The 19,891-nt window shown below is 71.2% G+C and carries 14 protein-coding genes and 2 pseudogenes; 11 read left to right on the forward strand and 5 right to left on the reverse strand.

All coding sequences use genetic code 11. The features are described 5' to 3' along the window. Positions 1-24 precede the first annotated feature (24 nt). Positions 25-495: a DUF6643 family protein gene (locus ACFUJR_RS10840; RefSeq protein ID WP_383170283.1), complete on the reverse strand. Its 471-nt coding sequence runs from the start codon at positions 493-495 to the stop codon at positions 25-27. A 258-nt stretch (positions 496-753) separates the two neighbouring features. On the opposite strand from ACFUJR_RS10840, the gene ACFUJR_RS10845 reads away from it, so the two are divergent. Next, entirely contained in the window at positions 754-2,052 is a 1,299-nt protein-coding gene (locus ACFUJR_RS10845) for a TerD family protein (RefSeq protein ID WP_383170281.1), read from the forward strand. 19 nt (positions 2,053-2,071) lie between these two features. On the opposite strand, the gene ACFUJR_RS10850 is transcribed toward ACFUJR_RS10845, so the two are convergent. Further along, the gene (locus ACFUJR_RS10850) at positions 2,072-3,466 is read right to left on the reverse strand and encodes a glycosyltransferase (protein ID WP_383170279.1); all 1,395 of its coding nucleotides are present in this window, start codon (positions 3,464-3,466) and stop codon (positions 2,072-2,074) included. 58 nt (positions 3,467-3,524) lie between these two features. Between ACFUJR_RS10850 and ACFUJR_RS10855 the strand changes: the two genes are divergently transcribed. After that, a complete protein-coding gene (locus tag ACFUJR_RS10855; protein WP_383170277.1) occupies positions 3,525-4,310 on the forward strand; it encodes a glutamate racemase in 786 nt (261 codons plus the stop codon). Positions 4,311-4,371: 61 nt separating this feature from the next. Continuing rightward, positions 4,372-4,950, forward strand: coding sequence for a hypothetical protein (locus ACFUJR_RS10860; protein ID WP_383170275.1), 579 nt, complete (start codon positions 4,372-4,374; stop codon positions 4,948-4,950). Positions 4,951-5,122: 172 nt separating this feature from the next. On the opposite strand, the pseudogene ACFUJR_RS10865 reads toward ACFUJR_RS10860, so the two are convergent. After that, positions 5,123-6,099: pseudogene (locus ACFUJR_RS10865) on the reverse strand (O-antigen ligase family protein); the annotation flags it as partial. A gap of 294 nt (positions 6,100-6,393) precedes the next feature. On the opposite strand from ACFUJR_RS10865, the gene lnt reads away from it, so the two are divergent. The 4 genes from lnt (at position 6,394) to ACFUJR_RS10885 (ending at position 11,450) form a co-directional block, all read left to right on the forward strand. Then, on the forward strand, positions 6,394-7,995 hold the full coding sequence (lnt, locus tag ACFUJR_RS10870; protein WP_383170274.1) for an apolipoprotein N-acyltransferase: 1,602 nt from the start codon (positions 6,394-6,396) through the stop codon (positions 7,993-7,995). Between the two features lie 104 nt (positions 7,996-8,099). After that, complete coding sequence (locus tag ACFUJR_RS10875; RefSeq protein ID WP_383170272.1) at positions 8,100-8,582, forward strand: NUDIX domain-containing protein; 483 nt, start codon at positions 8,100-8,102, stop codon at positions 8,580-8,582. A gap of 55 nt (positions 8,583-8,637) precedes the next feature. Next, on the forward strand, positions 8,638-9,504 hold the full coding sequence (locus tag ACFUJR_RS10880; RefSeq protein ID WP_383170270.1) for a 3-hydroxybutyrate dehydrogenase: 867 nt from the start codon (positions 8,638-8,640) through the stop codon (positions 9,502-9,504). A gap of 53 nt (positions 9,505-9,557) precedes the next feature. Beyond that, positions 9,558-11,450 (forward strand): helix-turn-helix domain-containing protein, encoded by a 1,893-nt coding sequence (locus tag ACFUJR_RS10885; RefSeq protein ID WP_383170269.1) that lies wholly within the window; start codon positions 9,558-9,560, stop codon positions 11,448-11,450. A gap of 64 nt (positions 11,451-11,514) precedes the next feature. On the opposite strand, the gene ACFUJR_RS10890 is transcribed toward ACFUJR_RS10885, so the two are convergent. Further along, the gene (locus ACFUJR_RS10890) at positions 11,515-12,882 is read right to left on the reverse strand and encodes an MFS transporter (RefSeq protein WP_383164791.1); all 1,368 of its coding nucleotides are present in this window, start codon (positions 12,880-12,882) and stop codon (positions 11,515-11,517) included. Between the two features lie 735 nt (positions 12,883-13,617). Here ACFUJR_RS10890 and ACFUJR_RS10895 point away from each other — a divergent pair. Together ACFUJR_RS10895 and ACFUJR_RS10900 are read left to right on the forward strand one after the other, a co-directional pair. Next, entirely contained in the window at positions 13,618-14,076 is a 459-nt protein-coding gene (locus ACFUJR_RS10895; RefSeq protein WP_383164794.1) for a hypothetical protein, read from the forward strand. A gap of 641 nt (positions 14,077-14,717) precedes the next feature. Next, complete coding sequence (locus ACFUJR_RS10900; RefSeq protein WP_383164963.1) at positions 14,718-16,337, forward strand: IS1182 family transposase; 1,620 nt, start codon at positions 14,718-14,720, stop codon at positions 16,335-16,337. 336 nt (positions 16,338-16,673) lie between these two features. Here the strand turns inward: ACFUJR_RS10900 and ACFUJR_RS10905 are convergent, their stop codons facing one another. Further along, the gene (locus ACFUJR_RS10905) at positions 16,674-19,214 is read right to left on the reverse strand and encodes a hypothetical protein (protein WP_383450318.1); all 2,541 of its coding nucleotides are present in this window, start codon (positions 19,212-19,214) and stop codon (positions 16,674-16,676) included. A 152-nt stretch (positions 19,215-19,366) separates the two neighbouring features. Here ACFUJR_RS10905 and ACFUJR_RS10910 point away from each other — a divergent pair, with 152 nt between their 5' ends. Both ACFUJR_RS10910 and ACFUJR_RS10915 read left to right on the forward strand, forming a co-directional pair. Continuing rightward, positions 19,367-19,531, forward strand: a complete 165-nt coding sequence (locus ACFUJR_RS10910) for a hypothetical protein (RefSeq protein WP_383164800.1) — start codon at positions 19,367-19,369, stop codon at positions 19,529-19,531. A gap of 126 nt (positions 19,532-19,657) precedes the next feature. Next, positions 19,658-19,807 (forward strand): annotated as a pseudogene (locus tag ACFUJR_RS10915) (hypothetical protein); the annotation flags it as partial. Positions 19,808-19,891 lie beyond the last annotated feature (84 nt).

Below are 19,891 nucleotides of genomic sequence, written 5' to 3' on the forward strand. Positions count from 1 at the left end.
CCAGTCGCTCCGCGCACGCGTCTGTCAGTACCCCTGGCCCTGGTAGGGGCGGTTGTAGGGGTCCTGGTACGGCGCGGGCGCCGGGGCGGGCCGTGCGGCCGCCGGGCGCATCGCCTCGTACCCCGTGGACATCGGCCGCTGCGGCTGTGGCTGCTGCATTCCCGGGTAGCCGCGCGGCGCGGCGGGCTGCTGCGGGATGTACGGCGCGGGGGCGTGCTGGAGCGGCACGGGGGCCATCTGCGGCGTCGGCTGGGGGTAGCCGTACGAACCGCCGCCGCCGTAGGAGGGGGAGGGGCCGGCTGCCGCCGGGAGGGCGGGCAGGGCCGCGGGCAACGCCGGCAGGTAGCTGTTGCCGGTGTCGTACGCGGCAGGCACTCGGATCGGGGCGATCTGAGGCGTGCCCCGCTCCGCGACCAGGGAGTCGTAGATCGGGGTGTCGGGGAACGACGGCGCGGTGTAGTAACCGCCTCCGTAGGTGGAGCGGGGGGAGGTCATGGCCATAAGTTAAGCCCACGATGTGCTGGTTGGGGAGCCCGATAAGAGGGTTGTTTGACGGGTTCTGAGCGACTGTCGATCCACAATGCGAGCGAACGTGGCAAAAACGGTCGCGCTCGGAAGCCTCGAAGGACCGTCGATCTTGAAAAGGCGAGCTGGGGAGGGGGTTACCCACGGGTCGCCCTTGCGGCCGTCGTGTCCGGCATTAGCTTGACGTAAAGAAATCTTGATACGCGGAACCCGGGTTGGGGGGCGAGCATGTTCATGCTTAAAGGGGCCAATGTTCCGGTGTCGGCGCGCGGGGTGCGCTTGGAATTGGGCTGGCGTTCAGGTAACGGAGTGCCGGACGTGGACGCGTCGGCGCTACTCCTTGTGTCGGGGAAAGTGCGCTCCGACGCCGACCTCGTTTTCTACAACCAACCGACGCATGGCTCGGGGGCGGTGCGACACGAAGGGAAATCCTCCTCGGAAGGCCCCGACGGCCTCGTCACGGACGCGCTCGTCGTGGATCTGGAGGCCGTCGAGCCGGAGGTCGAGCGGATCGTCGTCGCGGCCTCGGCGGACGGCGGCGACTTCGGCCGCGTGCCGGGACTGTCCATACGGGTGCTCGACGCGGACGGCGGGGCGGAACTTGCCCGCTACGACAGTACCGACGCGACCGTCGAGACCGCCTTCGTCCTCGGGGACCTCTACCGCCGCGACGGCGGCTGGAAGTTCCGGGCGGTGGGGCAGGGCTACGACTCCGGCCTCGCGGGGCTCGCCACGGACTACGGCATATCGGTCGAGGAGCCGGAAGCCGGGAAGCCCGCCGTCCAGGCACCGGCGGCGGCGGTGGTCGCGGCGCCGGCCGCCGAGACTCCGACGGCGCCCGCGCCGGCCGCCGCCGGGCAGCCCGTACGGCTCACCAAGGTCACCCTCACGAAGGAATCCCCGACGGTCTCCCTCACGAAGGACGTCGGCACGGCCGGCGGCGTGATGCGGGTGAACCTCAACTGGGAGCTGCGCGCGGAGAAGGCGGACGGTGCTTCCGCCCGACGTTGGGGCCTCGGCCGCCGCCGGGCGGCGGGGGTGCCGACGGCGGGCCACCTCGATCTCGACCTGTGCGTGCTCTACGAGCTGACGGACGGCACGAAGGGTGTGGTGCAGGCGCTCGAAGGGTTCGGCGCGCTCCATGAGCCGCCGTACATCCAGCTCGACGCGGACGACCGCACGGGCGCCCGCGCCGAGGGCGAGAACCTCACCGTCAACCTCGACCACAAGGACCGGTTCCGCCGGCTCCTCTTCTTCGTGGTCATCTATCAGGGCGCGAGCGACTTCGGCGGCCTGCACGCGACCGTGACCCTCCAGCCGCGCGACGGCGCCCCGATCGAGTTCGCGCTCGACGAGTGCACCGTCCCGGCGCGGACGTGCGCGCTGGCGCTCATCACCAGGGAGGACGGCGACCTGGTCGTGCGGCGCGAGGCCCGTTTCCTGGTCAACGCACCGGGGATCTCCATGCAGCAGACCGCCGACGAGGCCTACGGCTGGGGACTCACCTGGACTCCCGCCGTCAAGTGAGACGTCCGCCTCCCGCGCGTCAGCGGTCGGGTGCCGCCTCGGGGCGGGCATAGGTCCGCCCCTTCCAGGAGGCGCCCCGGCCCCGGTAGTGCTGCACCGCCGAATCCACGGTCATGAAGAGGTAGAGCAGGGCGGTGAGGGGGAGCGTGGGCGCGAGCCAGAGGGGCTGCCGGTAGTAGCGGAGCATGGGAAGGTACGTCCCCGCCATCACCGCCCACGCGATCCCGCCCGCCCAGCCGGCGGCCGCGTCCCCTCCGAAGAGCCCGACCGCCAGGGCGACCGGGGGCATCAGATAGACGACGGCGAGACCGACGACCGTTCCGGCGAGCACGAGCGGGTTGTGCCGGAGCTGGGCGTACGCGCTGCGCGAGACCATCCGCCAGAGGTCGGAGAGATGCGGGTAGGGGCGGACGGAGTCCACCCGCTCGGCGAGCCCCAGCCAGATCCGGCCCCCTGCCCGCCGTACGGCACGTGCCAGGGACACGTCGTCGATCACGGCCTGCCGGATCGACTCGGGCACGCGCGCCCGCTCGGCCGTCCCGGTGCGCAGAAGCACACAGCCCCCGGCCGCGGCGGTCGCGCGCGGACGGTGTCGGCGGTTGATCCAGCGGAACGGATAGAGCTGGGCGAAGAAGTAGACGAAGGCCGGCACGACGAGCCGCTCTCCTGCGCTCGCGACCCGCAGCCTGGCCATCTGGGAGACCAGATCCAGCTCGCACGCGAGCGCCGCCTCCACCAATCGGCGCAGACTGTCCGGCTCATGAGCGATGTCCGCGTCCGTCAGCAGGAGGAACTCCGGCCGACACGGCCCGGCCCCACCGGAACCCGGGGGCGGGCCCTCCGGGCCACCGGGCTTCGGACCGCGGGTGTCCGGCGGGTGGGTCCCGGGCGGGCGGATCTCCGGGCTGCCCGTCGAGGGGAGTCCCGGCTCCTCCGCGTGGAGACCGGGGCCGCGGTGCTCCGGCCCCGGCGGAGCGGACGCTTCCGTGCCCAGGGGGTCCGGGCCGCGGGTGCGGGCCAGGGTGATCCCATGGCGCAGGGCCCAGAGCTTGCCCGTCCAGCCCGGCTCCGGCTCGCCCGGGGACGTGACCGTCAGCGGCAGTCCGCCGTACCGCTGGGCCAGTTCCTCGGCGAGCTTCCCCGTGCCGTCCGTACTGCCGTCGTCCACGAGCAGGACCTCCGCCTCGCCGGGATAGTCCTGCGCGAGGAGGGACGGAAGGCTCAGCGGCAGCACCTCCGCCTCGTCCCGCGCCGGTACGACGACGGCGACGCGAGGCCACACCTCCGGCTCCTCGCGCGCGTGGCCGGGCGGTGACGGCAGCCGCTGATCGGTACGCCAGAAGAACCCCTGACCCAGCAGCAGCCACCCCCAGGCGGCCAGCGAACCCATGGCGATCCAGGCAATGGCGCTCATTCGCCGCAGTCTGCCCCAGATCGGCGGGGACGCAAGGGTGGTCGGCTAGGGTGACCGGGTGAAGATCGCGCTCATGGACTCCGGAATCGGCCTGCTCCCGGCAGCGGCCGCGGTTCGCCGACTGCGGCCGGACGCGGATCTGGTCCTCTCCAGCGACCCCGACGGGATGCCCTGGGGTCCCCGTACTCCCGAGGACCTCACCGAGCGTGCCCTGGCCGTGGCGCGCGCGGCCGCGGCCCTGGAGCCCGACGCGCTGATCGTCGGCTGCAACACCGCCACCGTGCACGCCCTCCCCGCCCTGCGCGCCGCGCTTGAGCCCGGTATCCCGGTCGTCGGCACAGTGCCCGCGATCAAGCCCGCCGCCTCGGGCGGCGGCAAGGTCGCCATCTGGGCGACCCCGGCCACCACCGGAAGCCCGTACCAGCGCGGACTGATCCGCGACTTCGCCGACGGCGCCGAGGTCACCGAGGTGCCCTGCCCCGGCCTCGCCGACGCGGTGGAGCACGCGGACGCGGACGCCGTGCGGCGGGCCGTGGACGCCGCCGCGAAGCTCACCCCGCGCGATGTGCGCGCCCTGGTCCTCGGCTGCACCCACTACGAACTCGTCGCCGAGCAGATTCGCGCGGCCGTGCAGTCCGCTGAGCTGCCGCCGGTGGTTTTCCACGGCTCCGCGGGGGCAGTCGCAGCACAGGCGCTGCGTCGAATCGGCGCCGAGCCCAAGCCCGACGCGGCCCCGTCCGGCGGTCTGACGGTCCTGCTCAGCGGCCGGACCGGGGAACTGACGGTCGCCGCACTGGAGTACGCCGAAGGGCGCCTTCTCCGGGCCGCGGCCGCCGCCCGCTGACGGCGCCAGGGGCGGTGCCGAAGAGGCGCCGCACGAGCCGATCGTGAGTAGGCTGCCAGGCATGAGGGACGATTCCCGACATCCACGGCATCACCGGCACCCGGACAGGGGTGCCCCGCTACCGAAGGTCTGGATCGGCCGCGCCACGAACCGCATGCAGTGGGTCGCGGCCGCCGCCGGCGCCGCCTGTATGGCCCTGGGCATCACCATCGCCGTCGACTCGGCGTGGACCTCCGGCATCGCCGCGCTGCTCATGGCCGTGATCGGCTGTGTGGCGGCGGGGCTGCTCGTCCTCTTCGGCACGCTCGCCTTCGTCCACGTCGAGGTGAAGGTGGACGACGAGGCCATGGAGGTCCGCTGCGGCCACATCGGCGTACCGCGCTGTCGCATCCTCCTCGCCCAGGTGGTCGGCGCCGACTACATCCCGAGGGTCACCCCGCACGAGTGGGGCGGCTGGGGGTACCGCTGGCGGCCCGAGAAGGGCAAGGGGGTCATCGTCCGCCGTGGCGAGGCCCTGATCCTCCGGATGGCGGACGGCCGCACGTTCACGGTGACCGTCGACGACGCCGAGTACGGCGTACGGGTCATCCGTGACCGGCTTCTCCACCCGGGGACGCCGACCGAGCCGAAGAGCGCCTGAGGCCGGCCCACGGACGTCAGTCCGCCCGGTCCGTCCCGTCCTTCCAGGCCGTCCGGTGTCCCCGGTCCGTCCGGTCCCTCCAGGCCGTCCGGTCTCCCCGGTCCGTCCGGTCCCTCCAGTCCGTCTCGCCCCTCCAGGCCGTCTCGTCAGTCCGGTCTCCCCGGTCTCCCCGGTCCGCCGGGTCCGCCTCCGTCGGAGCCTGGGCCGCGCGGGCCGCCGCGAGACCCGCGAGGAGCCCCGCTCCGGCCGTCACCGGCGTGAAGCTCAGCGCGTTGCCGACCATGGCCACCGCGGCGAGCGCCGTCAGGCCGGCACCCGCCGTGAGAACGACCGCCGTCGTGCGGGGAGAGGACCACAGGCCCCAGAGCATCCAGCCGTACGCCGCCCCCAGGAGGACGACTCCCGGCACCCCCTGCTCGGCGCCTGCTGGAGCACGGCCGAGTGGGGCTTGCCGTCGGAGGGGAGCGTCTCCCGCGCCGTGGGGCTCAGCACGCCGAACCGGTCGGGCCCGACCCCCAGCACCGGGTTCTCCTTCGCGAGCGCGAGCGCGTCCTGCCACAGCAGGACCCGGTGCGAGGTCAGCTGCCCCTCCAGTGAGACCGCGAGCCCCTCGGGCAGCCTCTCCTCCGCGACCGCCCACGTGGCACCGACGGCCAGACCGGTCGCCAGCGCGAGCCCCGCGAGCCCGAGGAGCCGGCGCCGCATCCGTACCGCCGCGAGCGAGCAGAGCAGTACGCCGATCACGGCCACGAAACCGGCCACCGAGCCCAGCATCAGCGCCGACCCCGCCACGGCCAGGGCGAGGGCCCGGAGCGCGAGCCGACCGGAGCCCGACCTCGCCGCCGGAGCCGCGCAGCAGGCCGCGCCTGCGGCGAGCACGAGCAGGGCCACGGTCGCTCCCGTGTCTCCGGGGCGTACGGAGTCGAAGGGCGTGGCGCCCGGTACACCGGGCCCGGAGGCCAGCGCGAGGCCGAGGGCGGCGAGCGACGCCACCGCGGCGGCGGACACCGGAAGCAGCGTGCCGGAGATCCGCCCGCAGGCGTAGCCGGCGCTGAGCGCCAGGACGGCGAGCAGCACGCCCTCGGGGCGCGCGTCCCGCTCCGTGGCGCTGACGAGCGACCAGAGCACGCAGGCGCCGAGGACCAGCACCCCGGCCACGTCCGCGGCGCGGCCGCGCTCGCGCACGACGGCCACCTGAGCCGCAGTTGCAGCCATCCCCCTGGACCCCCGCTCCGTCTGGCGGACACGCTAACGGCGGGGCGGCGATTTGGGGAGCAGATGCGCAGAAACGATGCGCCAGGAGTGAAGAGCGCGTGAGGGGCGCAGGTGCGGACGCGTGGCGTGGGACCCGCACGTGCACCCCCGCCCCGCCGCACGGACCGCGCCGCTCGGGCCTCCGCCCGGCATGCTGGGGGCGTGGGCGCGCGCCGTAGACTCCGCAACGTGAGCACCACCATGACGCCCGTCGACGCCTCCGGACCCGCCGCCACACCCGAGCCCGGCCCCGCCCGGCTGCGACGCCTGGCGCGGCCCGGCGCCGCCGTGCTGGCAGGGGTCCTGCTCTTCCTGAGCTTCCCGCCCCGCCCGCTGTGGTGGCTCGCGCTGCCGGGGTTCGCGCTCCTCGGCTGGGCGCTGCGCGACCGCCGGGCGCGCGCCGGTTTCGGCCTCGGCTACCTCGCCGGGCTCGGCTTCCTGCTGCCGCTGCTGATCTGGACCGGAGCCGAGGTAGGCCGGTTCCCGTGGATCGCCCTGTCGGCCGTCGAGGCGCTGTTCATCGCCGCCGCCGGACTCGGGGTCGCGGCCGTCTCCCGGCTGCCCGCGTGGCCGGTCTTCGCCGCGGCGGTGTGGATCCTCGCCGAGGCGGCACGCGCGCGTGTCCCGTTCGGCGGCTTCCCGTGGGGCAAGATCGCCTTCGGCCAGGCCGAAGGCGTCTTCCTGCCCCTCGCCGCGGTCGGCGGCACCCCCGTGCTCGGCTTCGCCGTCGCCCTCTGCGGCTTCGGACTGTACGAGGTGATCCGCCAGGTCCGCGCCTACCGCGCGACCGGCACGGTCCCCCGCGGTCCGCTCGCCGCGGCGGCCCTCACCGTCCTCGTCCCGGTCACCGGAGCCCTCGCCGCCCTGCCGCTCGTCGACGACTCCGCCGAGGACGGCACCGCGACCGTCGCCGCCGTCCAGGGAAACGTTCCGCGTCTCGGACTCGACTTCAACGCGCAGCGGCGGGCGGTCCTCGACAACCACGTCGCCCGTACCGAAGAGCTGGCCGAGGCAGTCGCGCTGAAGAAGGAGCCGCAGCCGGACTTCGTCCTGTGGCCGGAGAACTCCTCGGACATCGACCCGTACGCGAATCCCGACGCCGCGGACGCCATCGACCGGGCCGTGAAGAAGATCGGCGTGCCGACCGTGATCGGAGCCGTCGTCGCTCCTCCGACGGGCAAGCTGCGCAACACCCTCATCGAGTGGGACCCGCAGAAGGGCCCCGTCACGACCTACGACAAGCGGCACGTCCAGCCGTTCGGCGAGTACATCCCGATGCGGTCCTTCGTACGGATCTTCAACAGCAACGTGGACCGTGTCAGCCGCGACTTCGGCCCCGGTGACAAGGTCGGCGTCTTCGACCTCGCCGGTACGAAGGTGGGCCTCGCCACCTGCTACGAGGCGGCCTTCGACTGGGCCGTGCGCGACACCGTCACCCACGGCGCCCAGCTGATCTCCGTCCCCAGCAACAACGCCACCTTCGGCCGCAGCGAGATGACGTACCAGCAGCTCGCGATGTCGCGGGTCCGGGCGGTCGAGCACAGCCGTTCCGTCGTCGTGCCGGTCACCAGCGGGGTCAGCGCGATCATCGCGCCGGACGGCCGGATCGTGGAGCAGACGCGGATGTTCACCCCGGACGTCCTCGTCGAGAAGGTGCCGCTGCGCTCCTCCCTGACCCCCGCGACGCGGATGGGCACGCTGCCCGAGGCGCTCCTGGTGGCCGTGGCGGCTGCCGGCCTCGGCTGGTCGCTGCTGCGTTCGGTCCGCGCCCGCCGGAACCGCGACGTCTGAGCAGGCGGGCGCGGACCGCGACGCCCGAGTCCGGCGGGCGTGGGCCGCGACGCCCGAGTCCGGCGACCGTCGGAGCTTGATCCACCGGGACATAGGGTCGAGGCATGGGTACTCCTGACTTCATCCGCGAGCTCCGGGTCGACATCGGCCACCGGCTGCTCTTCCTCCCGGGCGCGAGCGCCGTCGTCTTCGACGACCGGGGTCGGGTGCTGCTCGGCAGACGCGCCGACAACGGCCTCTGGTCCGTCATCGGCGGCATCGTCGAACCCGGGGAGCAACCGGCCGCCTGCGCCGTACGCGAGGTGTACGAGGAGACGGGCGTGCGCTGCGAGGTCGAGCGCGTCGTGATCGTCCAGACCCTGCGGAAGCCCGTCGTCTACCCCAACGGCGACCGGTGCCAGTTCATGGACGTCTCCTTCCGCTGCCGCGCGGTCGGCGGCGAGGCCCGGGTCAACGACGAGGAGTCGACCGAGGTCGCCTGGTTCGAGGTGGACGACCTGCCCCAGATGAAGCGGTTCTCGCACTTCCGGATCGAACAGGCGCTCGCCGACGAACCCACATGGTTCGACCCCATGCCCAGCAGCTGAAGTGTGGGTTCGGAACACATCGGTGGAGGGTGAGGCGCTTCATAAGGTGCGGAGCATGAGCGCCCCCACCACATCAGGGCCCGTACCGGCACAGGTACCGGCACCACCCGTCCAGGCTCCCGCGCAGGGCCCCGCAGCGGTCCCCGCACCCGGCTCCGTGCTGCTCGACCTCGCCGGCCGCACGGCGCTCGTCACCGGCGCGGCCGGAGGCATCGGCCGTGCCTGCGCGCTCCGGCTCGCCGCGGCGGGGGCCCGGGTCAGAGCCGTCGACCGGGCTGCCGAAGGACTGGATGCGCTCGCCGCGGCGGCCGAGGGACTGCCGGGCGCCGTCGAGCCGCAGACCCTGGACCTGACGGACCTCGACGCCGCCGAGCGGGTGGCCGCCGGCACGGACATCCTCGTCAACAACGCCGGGATCCAGCTCGTCCGCCCCATCGAGGAGTTCCCGCCGGACGTCTTCCACACGGTCCTCACCGTGATGCTGGAGGCGCCCTTCCGGCTGATCAGGGGCGCCCTGCCGCACATGTACGCCCAGGGCTGGGGCCGGATCGTCAACCTCTCCTCCGTCCACGGACTGCGCGCCTCCGCATTCAAGTCCGCCTACGTGGCCGCCAAGCACGGCCTCGAAGGGCTCTCCAAGACCGCCGCACTCGAAGGCGCCGCGCACGGGGTCACCTCCAACTGCGTCAACCCCGGCTATGTGCGTACACCTCTGGTCGAGCGCCAGATCACCGACCAGGCCACCGCTCACGACATCCCCGCGGAGCGGGTCCTGACCGAGGTCCTCCTCAAGGACTCCGCAGTCAAGAGGCTGATCGAGCCGGAGGAGGTCGCGGAGGCGGTGCTCTATCTCTGCACCCCGCAGGCCTCCTTCATCACCGGCACGTCCCTGGCCCTCGACGGCGGCTGGACCGCGCACTGACGGTTTTCCACAGGGGTGGTGCTCCCACCCGTTCGGCAGGTATCCCTGTGTCCATGTCCCAAGAACAGGTCTCCTACCTGGAGCTCCTCGCGCGAGGCGCCGCGGCGGAGGCGTACGACCGGCCCGTGCTGCTCGCCCGTGCGAGCGGCGCGGGCCCGGAGGCGTTGGCCGAACTGGAGCGGGCCAAGCAGCACGCCCTGCGCGTCCGCGCCGAGCTGGAGGGGCGGCGGCGCCGCGAGGCGGAGCTCTCCGCCCTCTTCGAGACCGCCCACGATCTCGCGGGACTGCGCGACCTCGACGCGGTGCTCCGCGCCATCGTCCAGCGCGCCCGCTCGCTCCTCGGCACCGAGGTGGCCTACCTCAGCCTCAACGACCCGAGCGCGGGGGACACGTACATGCGCGTCACCGAGGGCTCGGTCTCGGCGCGCTTCCAGCAGGTCCGGCTCGGCATGGGCGAGGGGCTCGGCGGTCTCGTGGCCCAGACCGCCAGGCCGTACGTCACGGAGAACTACTTCGAAGACCCCCGCTTCCAGCACACCGCCACCATCGACTCGGCCGTGCGCGACGAGGGCCTCGTCGCCATCCTCGGCGTGCCGCTCAGCCTCGGCAGCCAGGTGATCGGCGTCCTGTTCGCCGCGGACCGGCGTGCCCGGGTCTTCGAGCGGGAACAGGTCGCGCTGCTGGCCTCCCTCGCCGCGCACGCGGCGGTCGCCATCGACACCGCGAACCTGCTGGCCGAGACGCGCTCGGCGCTGGCCGAGCTGGAGCGCGCCAACGACATCATCCGGGAGCACAGCGGCGTCATCGAGCGCGCCTCCGACGTCCACGACCGGCTCACCGAACTGGTGCTGCACGGCGGCGGGGTCCACGATGTGGCCGCGGCCGTCTCCGAAGTCCTCGGAGGGAGAGTCGAGTTCATCGACACCGGCCTCGACCCCGGCCGGCTCGCCGACGGTCACGCGCTGCGTGAGGGCGACCGCTGGGTGGCTGCCGTCTCGGCCGGCGGCGAGTCCTTCGGCGCCCTCGTCCTGCACGGGCAGCGGGACCTCGACCCCGTCGACCAGCGCACTCTGGAGCGCGCCGCCCTGGTGACCTCGCTCCTGCTGCTCGCCCGCCGCTCGGCAGGCGAGGCCGAGCAGCGCGTACGGGGAGAACTGCTCGACGACCTCCTCGACGCCCCCGACCGCGACCGCGGACTGCTGCGCGAGCGCGCCGCCCGACTCCGTACCGACGTCGACGCTCCCCATGTCGTCCTCGCCGCCCGGATCGACCGCGGCGGGACCGGGGGAGAGGCGGACCACGCAGGAGTGCGGGAGAGCGCGGACCGGCAGCGCCTCTGGTCGGCGGCCTCCCATCTGGCCGCCACCCGGCGGGGCCTGGCCTCCGCCCGCGACGGAGGAACGGTCCTGCTGCTGCCCCTCGGCCCCGGCGAGGACGCCGCCGAGCTGGCCCGGCAGACCGCCAAGCACCTCGGCGGCGCTCTGCGCGAGCCCGTCACCGTGGGGGCCTCCGCCCCCGTCGCCTCCCCCCTCGCCCAGCCCGGCCGGGTCGCCACCGCGTACGAGGAGGCCCGCCGGTGCCTGGACGCCCTGCGCCTGCTGCATCGCTCGGGCGAGGGTGCCGCGGCCGAGGACCTGGGCTTCCTCGGCCTGCTCCTCGCCGACACCCGGGACATCGAGGGCTTCGTCGACCGTACGATCGGCCAGGTCGTCGCGTACGACCGGCGCCGCGGTACGGATCTGGTGCGCACGATGGACGCGTACTTCGCGAGCGGTATGAGCCCGGCGCGTACGAAGGACGACCTCCATGTCCATGTGAATACCGTGGCGCAGCGCATCGAGCGGATCGGCCGCCTCCTCGGCCCCGACTGGCAGTCGCCGTCCCGTGCCCTGGAGATCCAGCTGGCCCTGCGGCTCCACGCGATGTCGCCGGCGGTCGCCCGCTGAACACGTCGAAGGCGAAGGGCCCCTCCGGGGGGCGGTGCCCTCTACCTTTGGTGTAGTGTGGGGGTCAGGCGTCGGCGCGCACGGGGGCCGGGGCCTGGGCGGAGTCCTCGACGTCCGACAGATCGCGGTTGCGGGTCTCGCGGGCGCACGCGATCGCGACGACCGTGAGAAGCGCGGCGGCGATCACGTAGAGGGAGATCGGGGTGGAGGAGCCGTAGTCGGAGAGCAGCGCGGTCGCGATCAGCGGTGCGGGGGCACCGGCGGCGACCGAGGAGAACTGCGCGCCGATGGAGGCGCCCGAGTAGCGCATCCGGGTCGCGAACATCTCGGAGAAGAACGCGGCCTGCGGCGCGTACATCGCTCCGTGCAGGACCAGGCCGACGGTGACGGCGAGGAGCAGCGCGCCGAAGGTGCCGGAGTCGATGAGCATGAAGAAGGGGAACATCCAGGCGCCGACCCCGACGGCACCGATCAGATAGACCGGCCGCCGGCCGATCCGGTCCGACAGCGCACCCCAGGCGGGGATGACGGCGAAGTGGACGGCGGAGGCGATGAGGACGGCGTTGAGCGCGGTCTGCTTGGAGAGGCCGACCTGGGTCGTCGCGTAGACGAGGATGAACGCGGTGATCACGTAGTACGAGATGTTCTCGGCCATGCGGGCGCCCATCGCGATCAGCACGTCGCGCCAGTGGTGCTTCAACACGGCGACCAGCGGCATCTTCTCGACCTGGGCGGTGGCCGCCTTGCGCTCCTCGGCGGCGGCCAGCGCGGCCTTGAAGACGGGCGACTCGTCGACGGAGAGCCGGATCCACAGGCCGACGATCACCAGCACACCGGAGAGCAGGAACGGTATGCGCCAGCCCCATGCCAGGAACGCGGAGTCGGAGAGCAGAGCGGTCAGCGCGGACAGCACACCGGTCGCGAGCAACTGCCCGGCGGGCGCCCCGGTCTGCGGCCACGAGGCCCAGAACCCGCGCCGCCGCGCGTCCCCGTGCTCCGAGACCAGGAGCACGGCCCCGCCCCACTCGCCCCCGAGCGCGAAGCCCTGCACCAGCCGCAGCGCGGTGAGCAGCAGGGGAGCGGCCGCCCCGACGGTCGCGTGCGTCGGCAGCAGACCGATCGCGAAGGTCGCGCCACCCATCAGCAGCAGGCTGAGCACGAGCAGCTTCTTCCGCCCGAGCCGGTCGCCGTAGTGCCCGAACACGAGGGCGCCCAGGGGCCGTGCGGCGAACCCGACGGCGTAGGTGAGGAAGGAGAGGAGCGTGCCGACGAGCGGGTCGGAGTCGGGGAAGAAGAGCTTGTTGAAGACCAACGCGGCGGCGGAGCCGTAGAGGAAGAAGTCGTACCACTCGATGGTGGTGCCGATGAGACTCGCGGCGACGATGCGCTTGAGATTCGACTGGGCGGGTGGAGCGGTCGCGGGGGAGGACATCGGCACCACTTCCTGGCGTTCGACGGGGACGTTTGCGTGTCGCCATACCGTAGGAACGTGCAGGTCAGTGACGTATGTGGTGGGACACCATAGTTCTCGGGCCGCGTGTGCGCGGGGCCACCATGAGAGGGGCGCCGGCGCTGGTTCGAGCGTCACTTCGAAGGGCGACGTAAGGCTGTCCGAGTTGCACTGTTCGACGTGTTTTGGTGGGCCGGTGCTGACTCCCGTGCTGGTTCGGTGCTGACCTGAAACCGCATGTCAGCACCCCTGATCACCTCTCCCGTGCTGACTTGGTGCTGACTATGCAGCGTAGAACTCCGGCATTCGGTATGGATCGGGCGCGGCAGTGGATCAAGGGGATGTGGAGACGGCCGACCCACGCTGTCGCAGGGAGCAGCGGGGGCGGGTTTGGGGACCGAAGCCCTCAAGCCGTGGAAGGCCCGCATGTTCTCAGGCGAGGTCGCCCGCCATCGGCCGTGCTGGTCAACGGCATCCCCGGCCACATGTCCTGGCACCCTGACGGAACCCCCTCTCCCTCATCGCCTTCACCGTCACCGAAGGACGGATTACCGGCATCCACATCGTCGTCGACCCTGCCAAACTGGCCTCGATCCATCTGTCCGCCGAGACCTGAGCCGGTGTCGGACACCTCGCGAGGCAGGCGTCGGCAAGGCGACGCTCTCCCGCCGCTTCGCCAGCCGGGAGGACCTGATTACCGCGGTCTTCGCCGACCGCATGGACGCCTACGCCGAAGCCGTCGCCGAAGCACTCGCCGACCCCGACCCCTGGCACGACTTCACCCGCTACATCGAAGCCGCCTGCTCTATGCAGGCCGCCGACCGAGGCTTCGCCGATGTCCTGACCATGACCTTCCCCGCGGCCAAAGCCCTCGAAGCCCGCAGGGCCGAGTCCTACAACGGCTTCCTCGAACTCATCACTCGCGCACAGGCCACAGGACACACCCGCGCGGACTTCACCTCACAGGAACTCGTCATCCTGCTGATGGTCAACGCCGGTGTTGTCGCTGCCACCGGCGACGCCGTCCCCGACAGCTGGCGCCGCCCGGTCGGCCACATGCTCCGTGCGTTCGCCATCTCGGGCACGGATGTCCCGTCCCTGCCCCAAGCCCCGGCTCCCACCGCCCTCTACCGCGCCATGATCCGACTCGCACGACCCGTGCCCAGCACATACTGAACCACCCCGGCGAGCGGGGTCAGGGGGTGTCGCCCTCCTCGTCGAGGCGAACGGTTGCCGGGTTCGCCCTCGTGCGCCGCTGCTCGAAGCCGGGAGCTTGTGCGCATCATTCGACACGCCTGACTTGACGGAGAAGCCTTCCATTCTCGGCAGCTTCGCGCCCGAATGCTGTGAAGAGGGCTCTGGTGACAGCGCGTCCCGACGACGGGCTCGGCCGCATCGGACTGAGCCGACTGCTGGAAGGCTGCCCGCGGCACTGGCACGGAGATTTCGGCATGCCCCGCCGGAGGGCCCGCAGCGGGCCCTGGACAGGGGCGAGCGCTCCCTCCACCAGCCGCTGACCGCTGACCCTCGCGTGCACGGCGCTAGCCGGCGAACCCTGCGGTCAGTGGATGTGTACAGGCCGAACCTGATCAAGGCGCCCTCCGAGCCGGGAGACCTTTGGTCTGCCTAACTTGACTCTGTCGGGGATCTTGGAGTTTCCCGGTGCGCCGGGGTGATCGGTGGGCATGCTCGGGGTGTTCCGAGAGCCTATGCAGTTGTCGAGGTGTCCGTTGTCGCTCCGTCCTCGTTCCGGTGAGCAAGTCCCGCCTCTGACCGCGCGGATCGCGAGGGCGAGCAACCCGGGCGGTACGACGGCGATGTGGGTGAGAGACCGCCTGGACGGGCTGTGGTGTGACGAGGACTTCGCGGACTGGTATCCGCGTGATGGGCGTCCGGGCCTTTCGCCCGCCCAGCTGGCCACCGTCTGCGTGCTGCAGTTCGTGCTCGGCCTGTCGGACCGGCAGGCCGCCGAGGCGGTCCGCTGCCGCATCGACTTCAAGTACGCCATGGCCATGGAGCTGGACGATCCCGGCTTCCACCACAGCGTGCTGGCCGACTTCCGCGACCGTCTCACCGAGGGCGACCACGCTGACCGCCTCCTCGACCTCGCACTGGCCCGCCTCAAGGAGGCCGGCCTGGTACGCGAGCGCACCACCCAGCGCACCGACTCCACCCACGTCCTGGCCGCGGTCCGTGACCTGACCCGGCTGGAGATGGTCACCGAAGCGGTCCGCGCCGCGCTGGAGGAAGTCGCCGGCACCGCCCCGCACCTGCTGGACGAGCTGGTCGACGAGGACTGGGGGCGCCGTTACGGCCGTCCGGTCCGCCTGGGCAAGAACCCCACCAGGCCCAAGACCAGGATCCTCGCCACCGGAAACGACGCCGTCCGGCTCCTGGAGTATCTCTACCAGCACGGGGGAGACCGCGCGTTTGGCCCCCGTGCCCAGGCCTTGCGCCAGATCATGGTGCAGAACTATCACCGCGACGCCGCGGGCCACCTGCGCTGGCGCACCGCCGAGACGGAGGACGGACCCGGACTCCCGCCCTCGTCCCGAGCGATCGTCTCGCCCTACGACACCTCGGCCCGATACGCCCGTCACGGACACATCATCAGCTGGAAGGGGTTCTCGGCCCATCTGACGGAGACGTGTGCCCCCGACGGCCCAAACGTGATCACGGACGTGGCCACCACCGCCTCCACCACCCATGACAGCAAGGTCCTGCCCGGCATCCACACCCGCCTGCACCGCCGCGGCCTGCTGCCCGCCGAGCACCTGGTCGACAGCGGCTACACCTCCCTGCCCCACCTTGCACAAGCCGCGCGTGACCACCAGGTCACCGTCTCCGGGCCGCTCCGGGGCAACCCCACCCGGCAGCACCGCCGGGGTGAAGGCTTCGCCCGTGACGACTTCCACATCGACTACGACCGCCAGCAAGTCACCTGTCCCCAGGGGCAGGTCAGCCAGGGCTGGCATGGCCCCTACCCGACCTCCTCGCCCACCGCGGCCCCGCTGATCGTGGCCCGGTTCACCAAGAGCCAGTGCCACCCCTGCCCGGCCCGCGCCCAGTGCACCACCTCCCGCGAACGCCACCGCACCGTCGGCTTTCCCCCACGAGAACTCCGCGACCTGCAACTCCGCGTCCGTGCCGAGCAGCAGACACCCGAGTGGAAGACCCGCTACGCGGTCCGCTCCGGAGTGGAGGGAACGGTCAACGAGTTCGCCCACGGCCACGGCATGCGCCGCTGCCGCTACCGAGGCCAGAGCAAGGCTCATGTCCAGCACGTCCTGACCGCCATCGCCATCAACATCGAGCGCCTCAGCGGTCTCCCACCGACCGAGGAAGCACCCCGGCCACGCCGACCGACCGCCTTCCAGACCTACCTCGATCAGCACGAGATCCCCCGGCCGAAGTCCTGGCGCACCCTGGGCGCCTGACCTCGGCGACTCCAAGATCCCCGACAGAGTCAAGCTAAGGGCTCTATGTGACGGCCGATCCGCTATTCGCCCAACGCCCTTGACATCAACTCGGCTACCCATCCAGGCACTGCCAGCTTCGCCGGTAGTGCCTGGATGGGCCGGAAAGCGCGCCCTTGGACGATTCTGGTCAGGCCGAGCGGCTGGGATTGGGTGACCGACCGCGCGCGGGGAGATACTCGGCCTCGCCCGTGACGACGAAGAGCTGCTAGAGCTGCTCCGGGAGGCGGGGTTGTCGAACGCGTACGCGACGCTTGACGATCCGGCTTGGGTGGAATGGCGCGGTGGCGGTGCACATCACTGGGAGTCCGCCTGACTCCAGAAATGAAATCGCTGGGGTCTTCCGGCGGTCAGCCAGCCAGCCGGGTGCTCAACGCCTTGGAGAGTTGATGTACCTTCCGTCATGGCCAACTCTCGCAGTCGCTGCATCAACGGCTCTTTCCCCAGCCGGATTTCGGTGCTCAATCGTGCAGGGGAATCGATGCCGGCTTTCAGTAGCAGGTTGAGCATCCTCGGATCCGCCAGGTCCGGATGAACCCTGTTCAGTAGGGCGATCTGACGGATCCGATCGACCAGGAGGGGAGAAATTGTGAGGTACTTCGCCAGTTCCGCCCGGCCCTTCGCTCCGTTCGTGCGGCGGATGATCTCTTCGGGACGGCTGAGTCCTGCTGAGTCGAGCTTCCCAGCCACACCATCGAAGGCAGTGTCAGCGAACATCTGCACGCCTAGGAACTCAGCGGGAGGTGGGCCTACCAGCGATTGAAATCCGGAATCGCCGCGCAGCGGAGCCAAGCAAGGATCCTTGATGGCGTGCTCGATGTCCCTCGAAGTCGGCAGCCCCACCCGAAGGTGCTGCACCGCGTGCTCGGCATAGGACTGTGCTCCATGACCGTCACCGTCGCCGAGCGACAGCAAGGCACAGTCCAAGCAGGCGTTCTCGTAGGCGAGCCGGGGTGACACGAAGTCGGTGGGCCGGCGTTGCGTGGCCGCATGCTTCTGTCTGGTTAGCAGTGCCTTGATTGTGCTGCGGAAAGTAGCTGCGAGCGGCCTGGCACGCTCGGCGAGCTGGAAGACCGGCGAGTACGGATCGGAGGTGTGTTGACAAGCGGTTTCCAGTCGCATCACGGACCGCCGCGCGCGACGCAGCAGGTCACTCTCTGTGTAGCCGCTTTGGGCGTACATGTTGAGCCACTGGGAGGTACTGCGGTAGTAGCCACGAATGCGGATAGCGCGCGAGCTGTCGTCAGTTAGCCCGACCAGTAGTCGATCGGTGGTCTCGGCGATCTGACGGTATAGGGGGCTGCCGAACGATGCGGAACTCTGATGGGCCCACAGGTACTCCAGGCGGGCCAGCAGGTAGTTCTGGTCTTCGTGGATCGCCCGCCCCAGCAGGGGAATCCGCTGATCCGGACTGTCGATGAGGGACACGCTGCTCGCAATGACCTGGAGGGTGATGCTCCTCCAGTCCCGCGCACCGCAGAGACTCGGCCGAAGCTCGGGGTGTGCCTGGCTGAGCCTCACGAGAATGATTGCGGCGGCGCCCGTCAGAAGCTGGGCGCGGAGCCGGTCTTCGGCCTTTCCCTCCTCGACCGCGGGGAGGCCGAGATCCAGGCGACTGAAGATCACACTTTCCGCATGCTGGCCATTCCTGTTGAGGGTCACGGCAATCCGGTTCGCATCTACAGAGATGACCCGTGCCCGCCACGTGAGGTCAGGCCGCAGGGCGAAGAACAGCCGGGAGACCGTGCTGGCAATCTTCCCGGCTGGCAGCGCGCTCAGGTCCTCGGTGTGGAGGGCCGACAGCGATGTGACTGCAGGGACGGCGTTCAGGCTCTGTGGCGGTCTTTCCGTGCCCAGGGTCCGCAACCGTGCGAGCAGGTAGTCGGTGGCAGCTGCGTCGGCCGTTCCGTCCTTCGTCTGGGCCTCGACCTGAAGCCGGAGGTTCTGGCCGAGCGCGGCGGCGGTAAACAAAACCCCGAAGCAGCTGAGGACGACATAGGCCACCAGTAGCCGCTCCAGCGGATCGGACAGCACCGTCAGCCAGCCCACCAGACCAGTGCCGATGACGACGGCGAGCGAGAGCAGCAGACGGCGCCAGTGGGCCCACACCTGTCTGGGCGACTGCCCTGCCGGATCACCGGCCGCCAGCAAGACTGCCAGCAGCACAGCCAGTACGAGAAAGAGGGCGATCCGCACGGCTGGACCTGGTACCACAGCGGCGGGCGTGAACGGCTCAAACATCGCATACAGAGGTAGCATCACGCCGCAGCCGACCAGCAGGAGGACGCCGAGCCAGCCGATCGACACACGGGCTGAACGGGGCCACACGACCGACTGCGGTCTGACCACCCAGTGGGCGAACAGTCCGCTCAGCGCCCCCAGTACGACGACACCGACGGCTGCCGCAGCGACCAGCTGGAACAGCGGCACAAGCCAGTCTCGGTAGAAGGCATCCCAGCCGTCCTTCTCCGCTACCAGCCCCTTGGGCGGGGCTTTCTCCTCCGTGGCGGCGGTACGGCCGGCGAGAGCTGCCGCATTGTCCCGCTCCAGAACCAGGGCTGCCATGAATCTCGTGGCCGCCTCCGACTTCTTCCCTGCGTCGAGCATCTGCTGGCCCGCCTTCACCTCGACGGCTGCGTCCGCCCGCAGACCGTCGATCCGCTGGAGATCCGCGGCCATACAGGGGACCGGGGCCTCACCCGGAACCCGCTTGTAGAGCGCCCGGGCCTCCGTCAGATACCCCGCGTCGATGAGTTGCTTGGCCGTCGCACAAACTCGCGCCGGATCCGGCTCAGCCGCCGCCTGACCAGCAGTGATGAGTATGGCACCGAAGCTCACAAGCAGGGTTGTCAGTGGGCGATAGGCAGCTTTCCACATCACGGCACCTCAGAGCGGCGGACGCCCCCTGCATCGCGACCGTAGACCGTGGCACGACTCCCTGCCACACAACTGGGCTGACTGGATCAGCGGACGGAACCTGATTTGGCCGCGTGTCCGGCATGGTCGCGGCCTATGTCACGCGCGAACTTCTCAACGGAACGGTGCCTCCGGGCGTTCACCACATCGAGCAGATTCCCGCGCTGGCGGACCTGCCTGAGAAGTTGGCCGCCCACGGTGTCAGGGTCCGCCGCTACACGGCCCGGGGCGGGCGATGAGCGGCGGGTGGGAGGTCGGCGACCACACCGCCGTCGGTGATGCCTGGGCTCATGCGGCGGACGACGTCGTCGCGGTGACTCTGAGGGACTCGAGCGGGCGGGAGGGATATCCGCCTCGTACGCGATGTGGCAACCGGTTCCGGCCCCGCCGCGCTCGCCCTGGCACGCGCCGGGCTCCGAGTCGTAGGCCTCGACAGGGAACCGAGTCCGCTCCGCGTCGCCCGGGAGCGGGCTCTCGCGGCCGGTGTCGCGGACGCGACGCGCTTCGTCCCCGGTGACGCCCGCCGGCCGTGCCGGAGCAGTCCCGTGCACCAGCACTCTGTGACCGCCGGCGCGGCACCATGTCCCCGCAGCCGGGCG

Source organism: Streptomyces sp. NPDC057271 (assembly GCF_042668715.1).
Taxonomy (GTDB): Bacteria; Actinomycetota; Actinomycetes; order Streptomycetales; family Streptomycetaceae; genus Streptomyces.

Bases quoted from the DNA above. Each gene is read 5' to 3' on its own strand.
- ACFUJR_RS10840 (WP_383170283.1), bottom strand. From the start codon at position 495: ATGACCTCCCCCCGCTCCACCTACGGAGGCGGTTACTACACCGCGCCG.
- ACFUJR_RS10845 (WP_383170281.1), top strand. From the start codon at position 754: ATGTTCATGCTTAAAGGGGCCAATGTTCCGGTGTCGGCGCGCGGGGTG.
- ACFUJR_RS10850 (WP_383170279.1), bottom strand. From the start codon at position 3,466: ATGAGCGCCATTGCCTGGATCGCCATGGGTTCGCTGGCCGCCTGGGGG.
- ACFUJR_RS10860 (WP_383170275.1), top strand. From the start codon at position 4,372: ATGAGGGACGATTCCCGACATCCACGGCATCACCGGCACCCGGACAGG.
- ACFUJR_RS10875 (WP_383170272.1), top strand. From the start codon at position 8,100: ATGGGTACTCCTGACTTCATCCGCGAGCTCCGGGTCGACATCGGCCAC.
- ACFUJR_RS10880 (WP_383170270.1), top strand. From the start codon at position 8,638: ATGAGCGCCCCCACCACATCAGGGCCCGTACCGGCACAGGTACCGGCA.
- ACFUJR_RS10885 (WP_383170269.1), top strand. From the start codon at position 9,558: ATGTCCCAAGAACAGGTCTCCTACCTGGAGCTCCTCGCGCGAGGCGCC.
- ACFUJR_RS10890 (WP_383164791.1), bottom strand. From the start codon at position 12,882: ATGTCCTCCCCCGCGACCGCTCCACCCGCCCAGTCGAATCTCAAGCGC.
- ACFUJR_RS10895 (WP_383164794.1), top strand. From the start codon at position 13,618: ATGGACGCCTACGCCGAAGCCGTCGCCGAAGCACTCGCCGACCCCGAC.
- ACFUJR_RS10900 (WP_383164963.1), top strand. From the start codon at position 14,718: ATGTGGGTGAGAGACCGCCTGGACGGGCTGTGGTGTGACGAGGACTTC.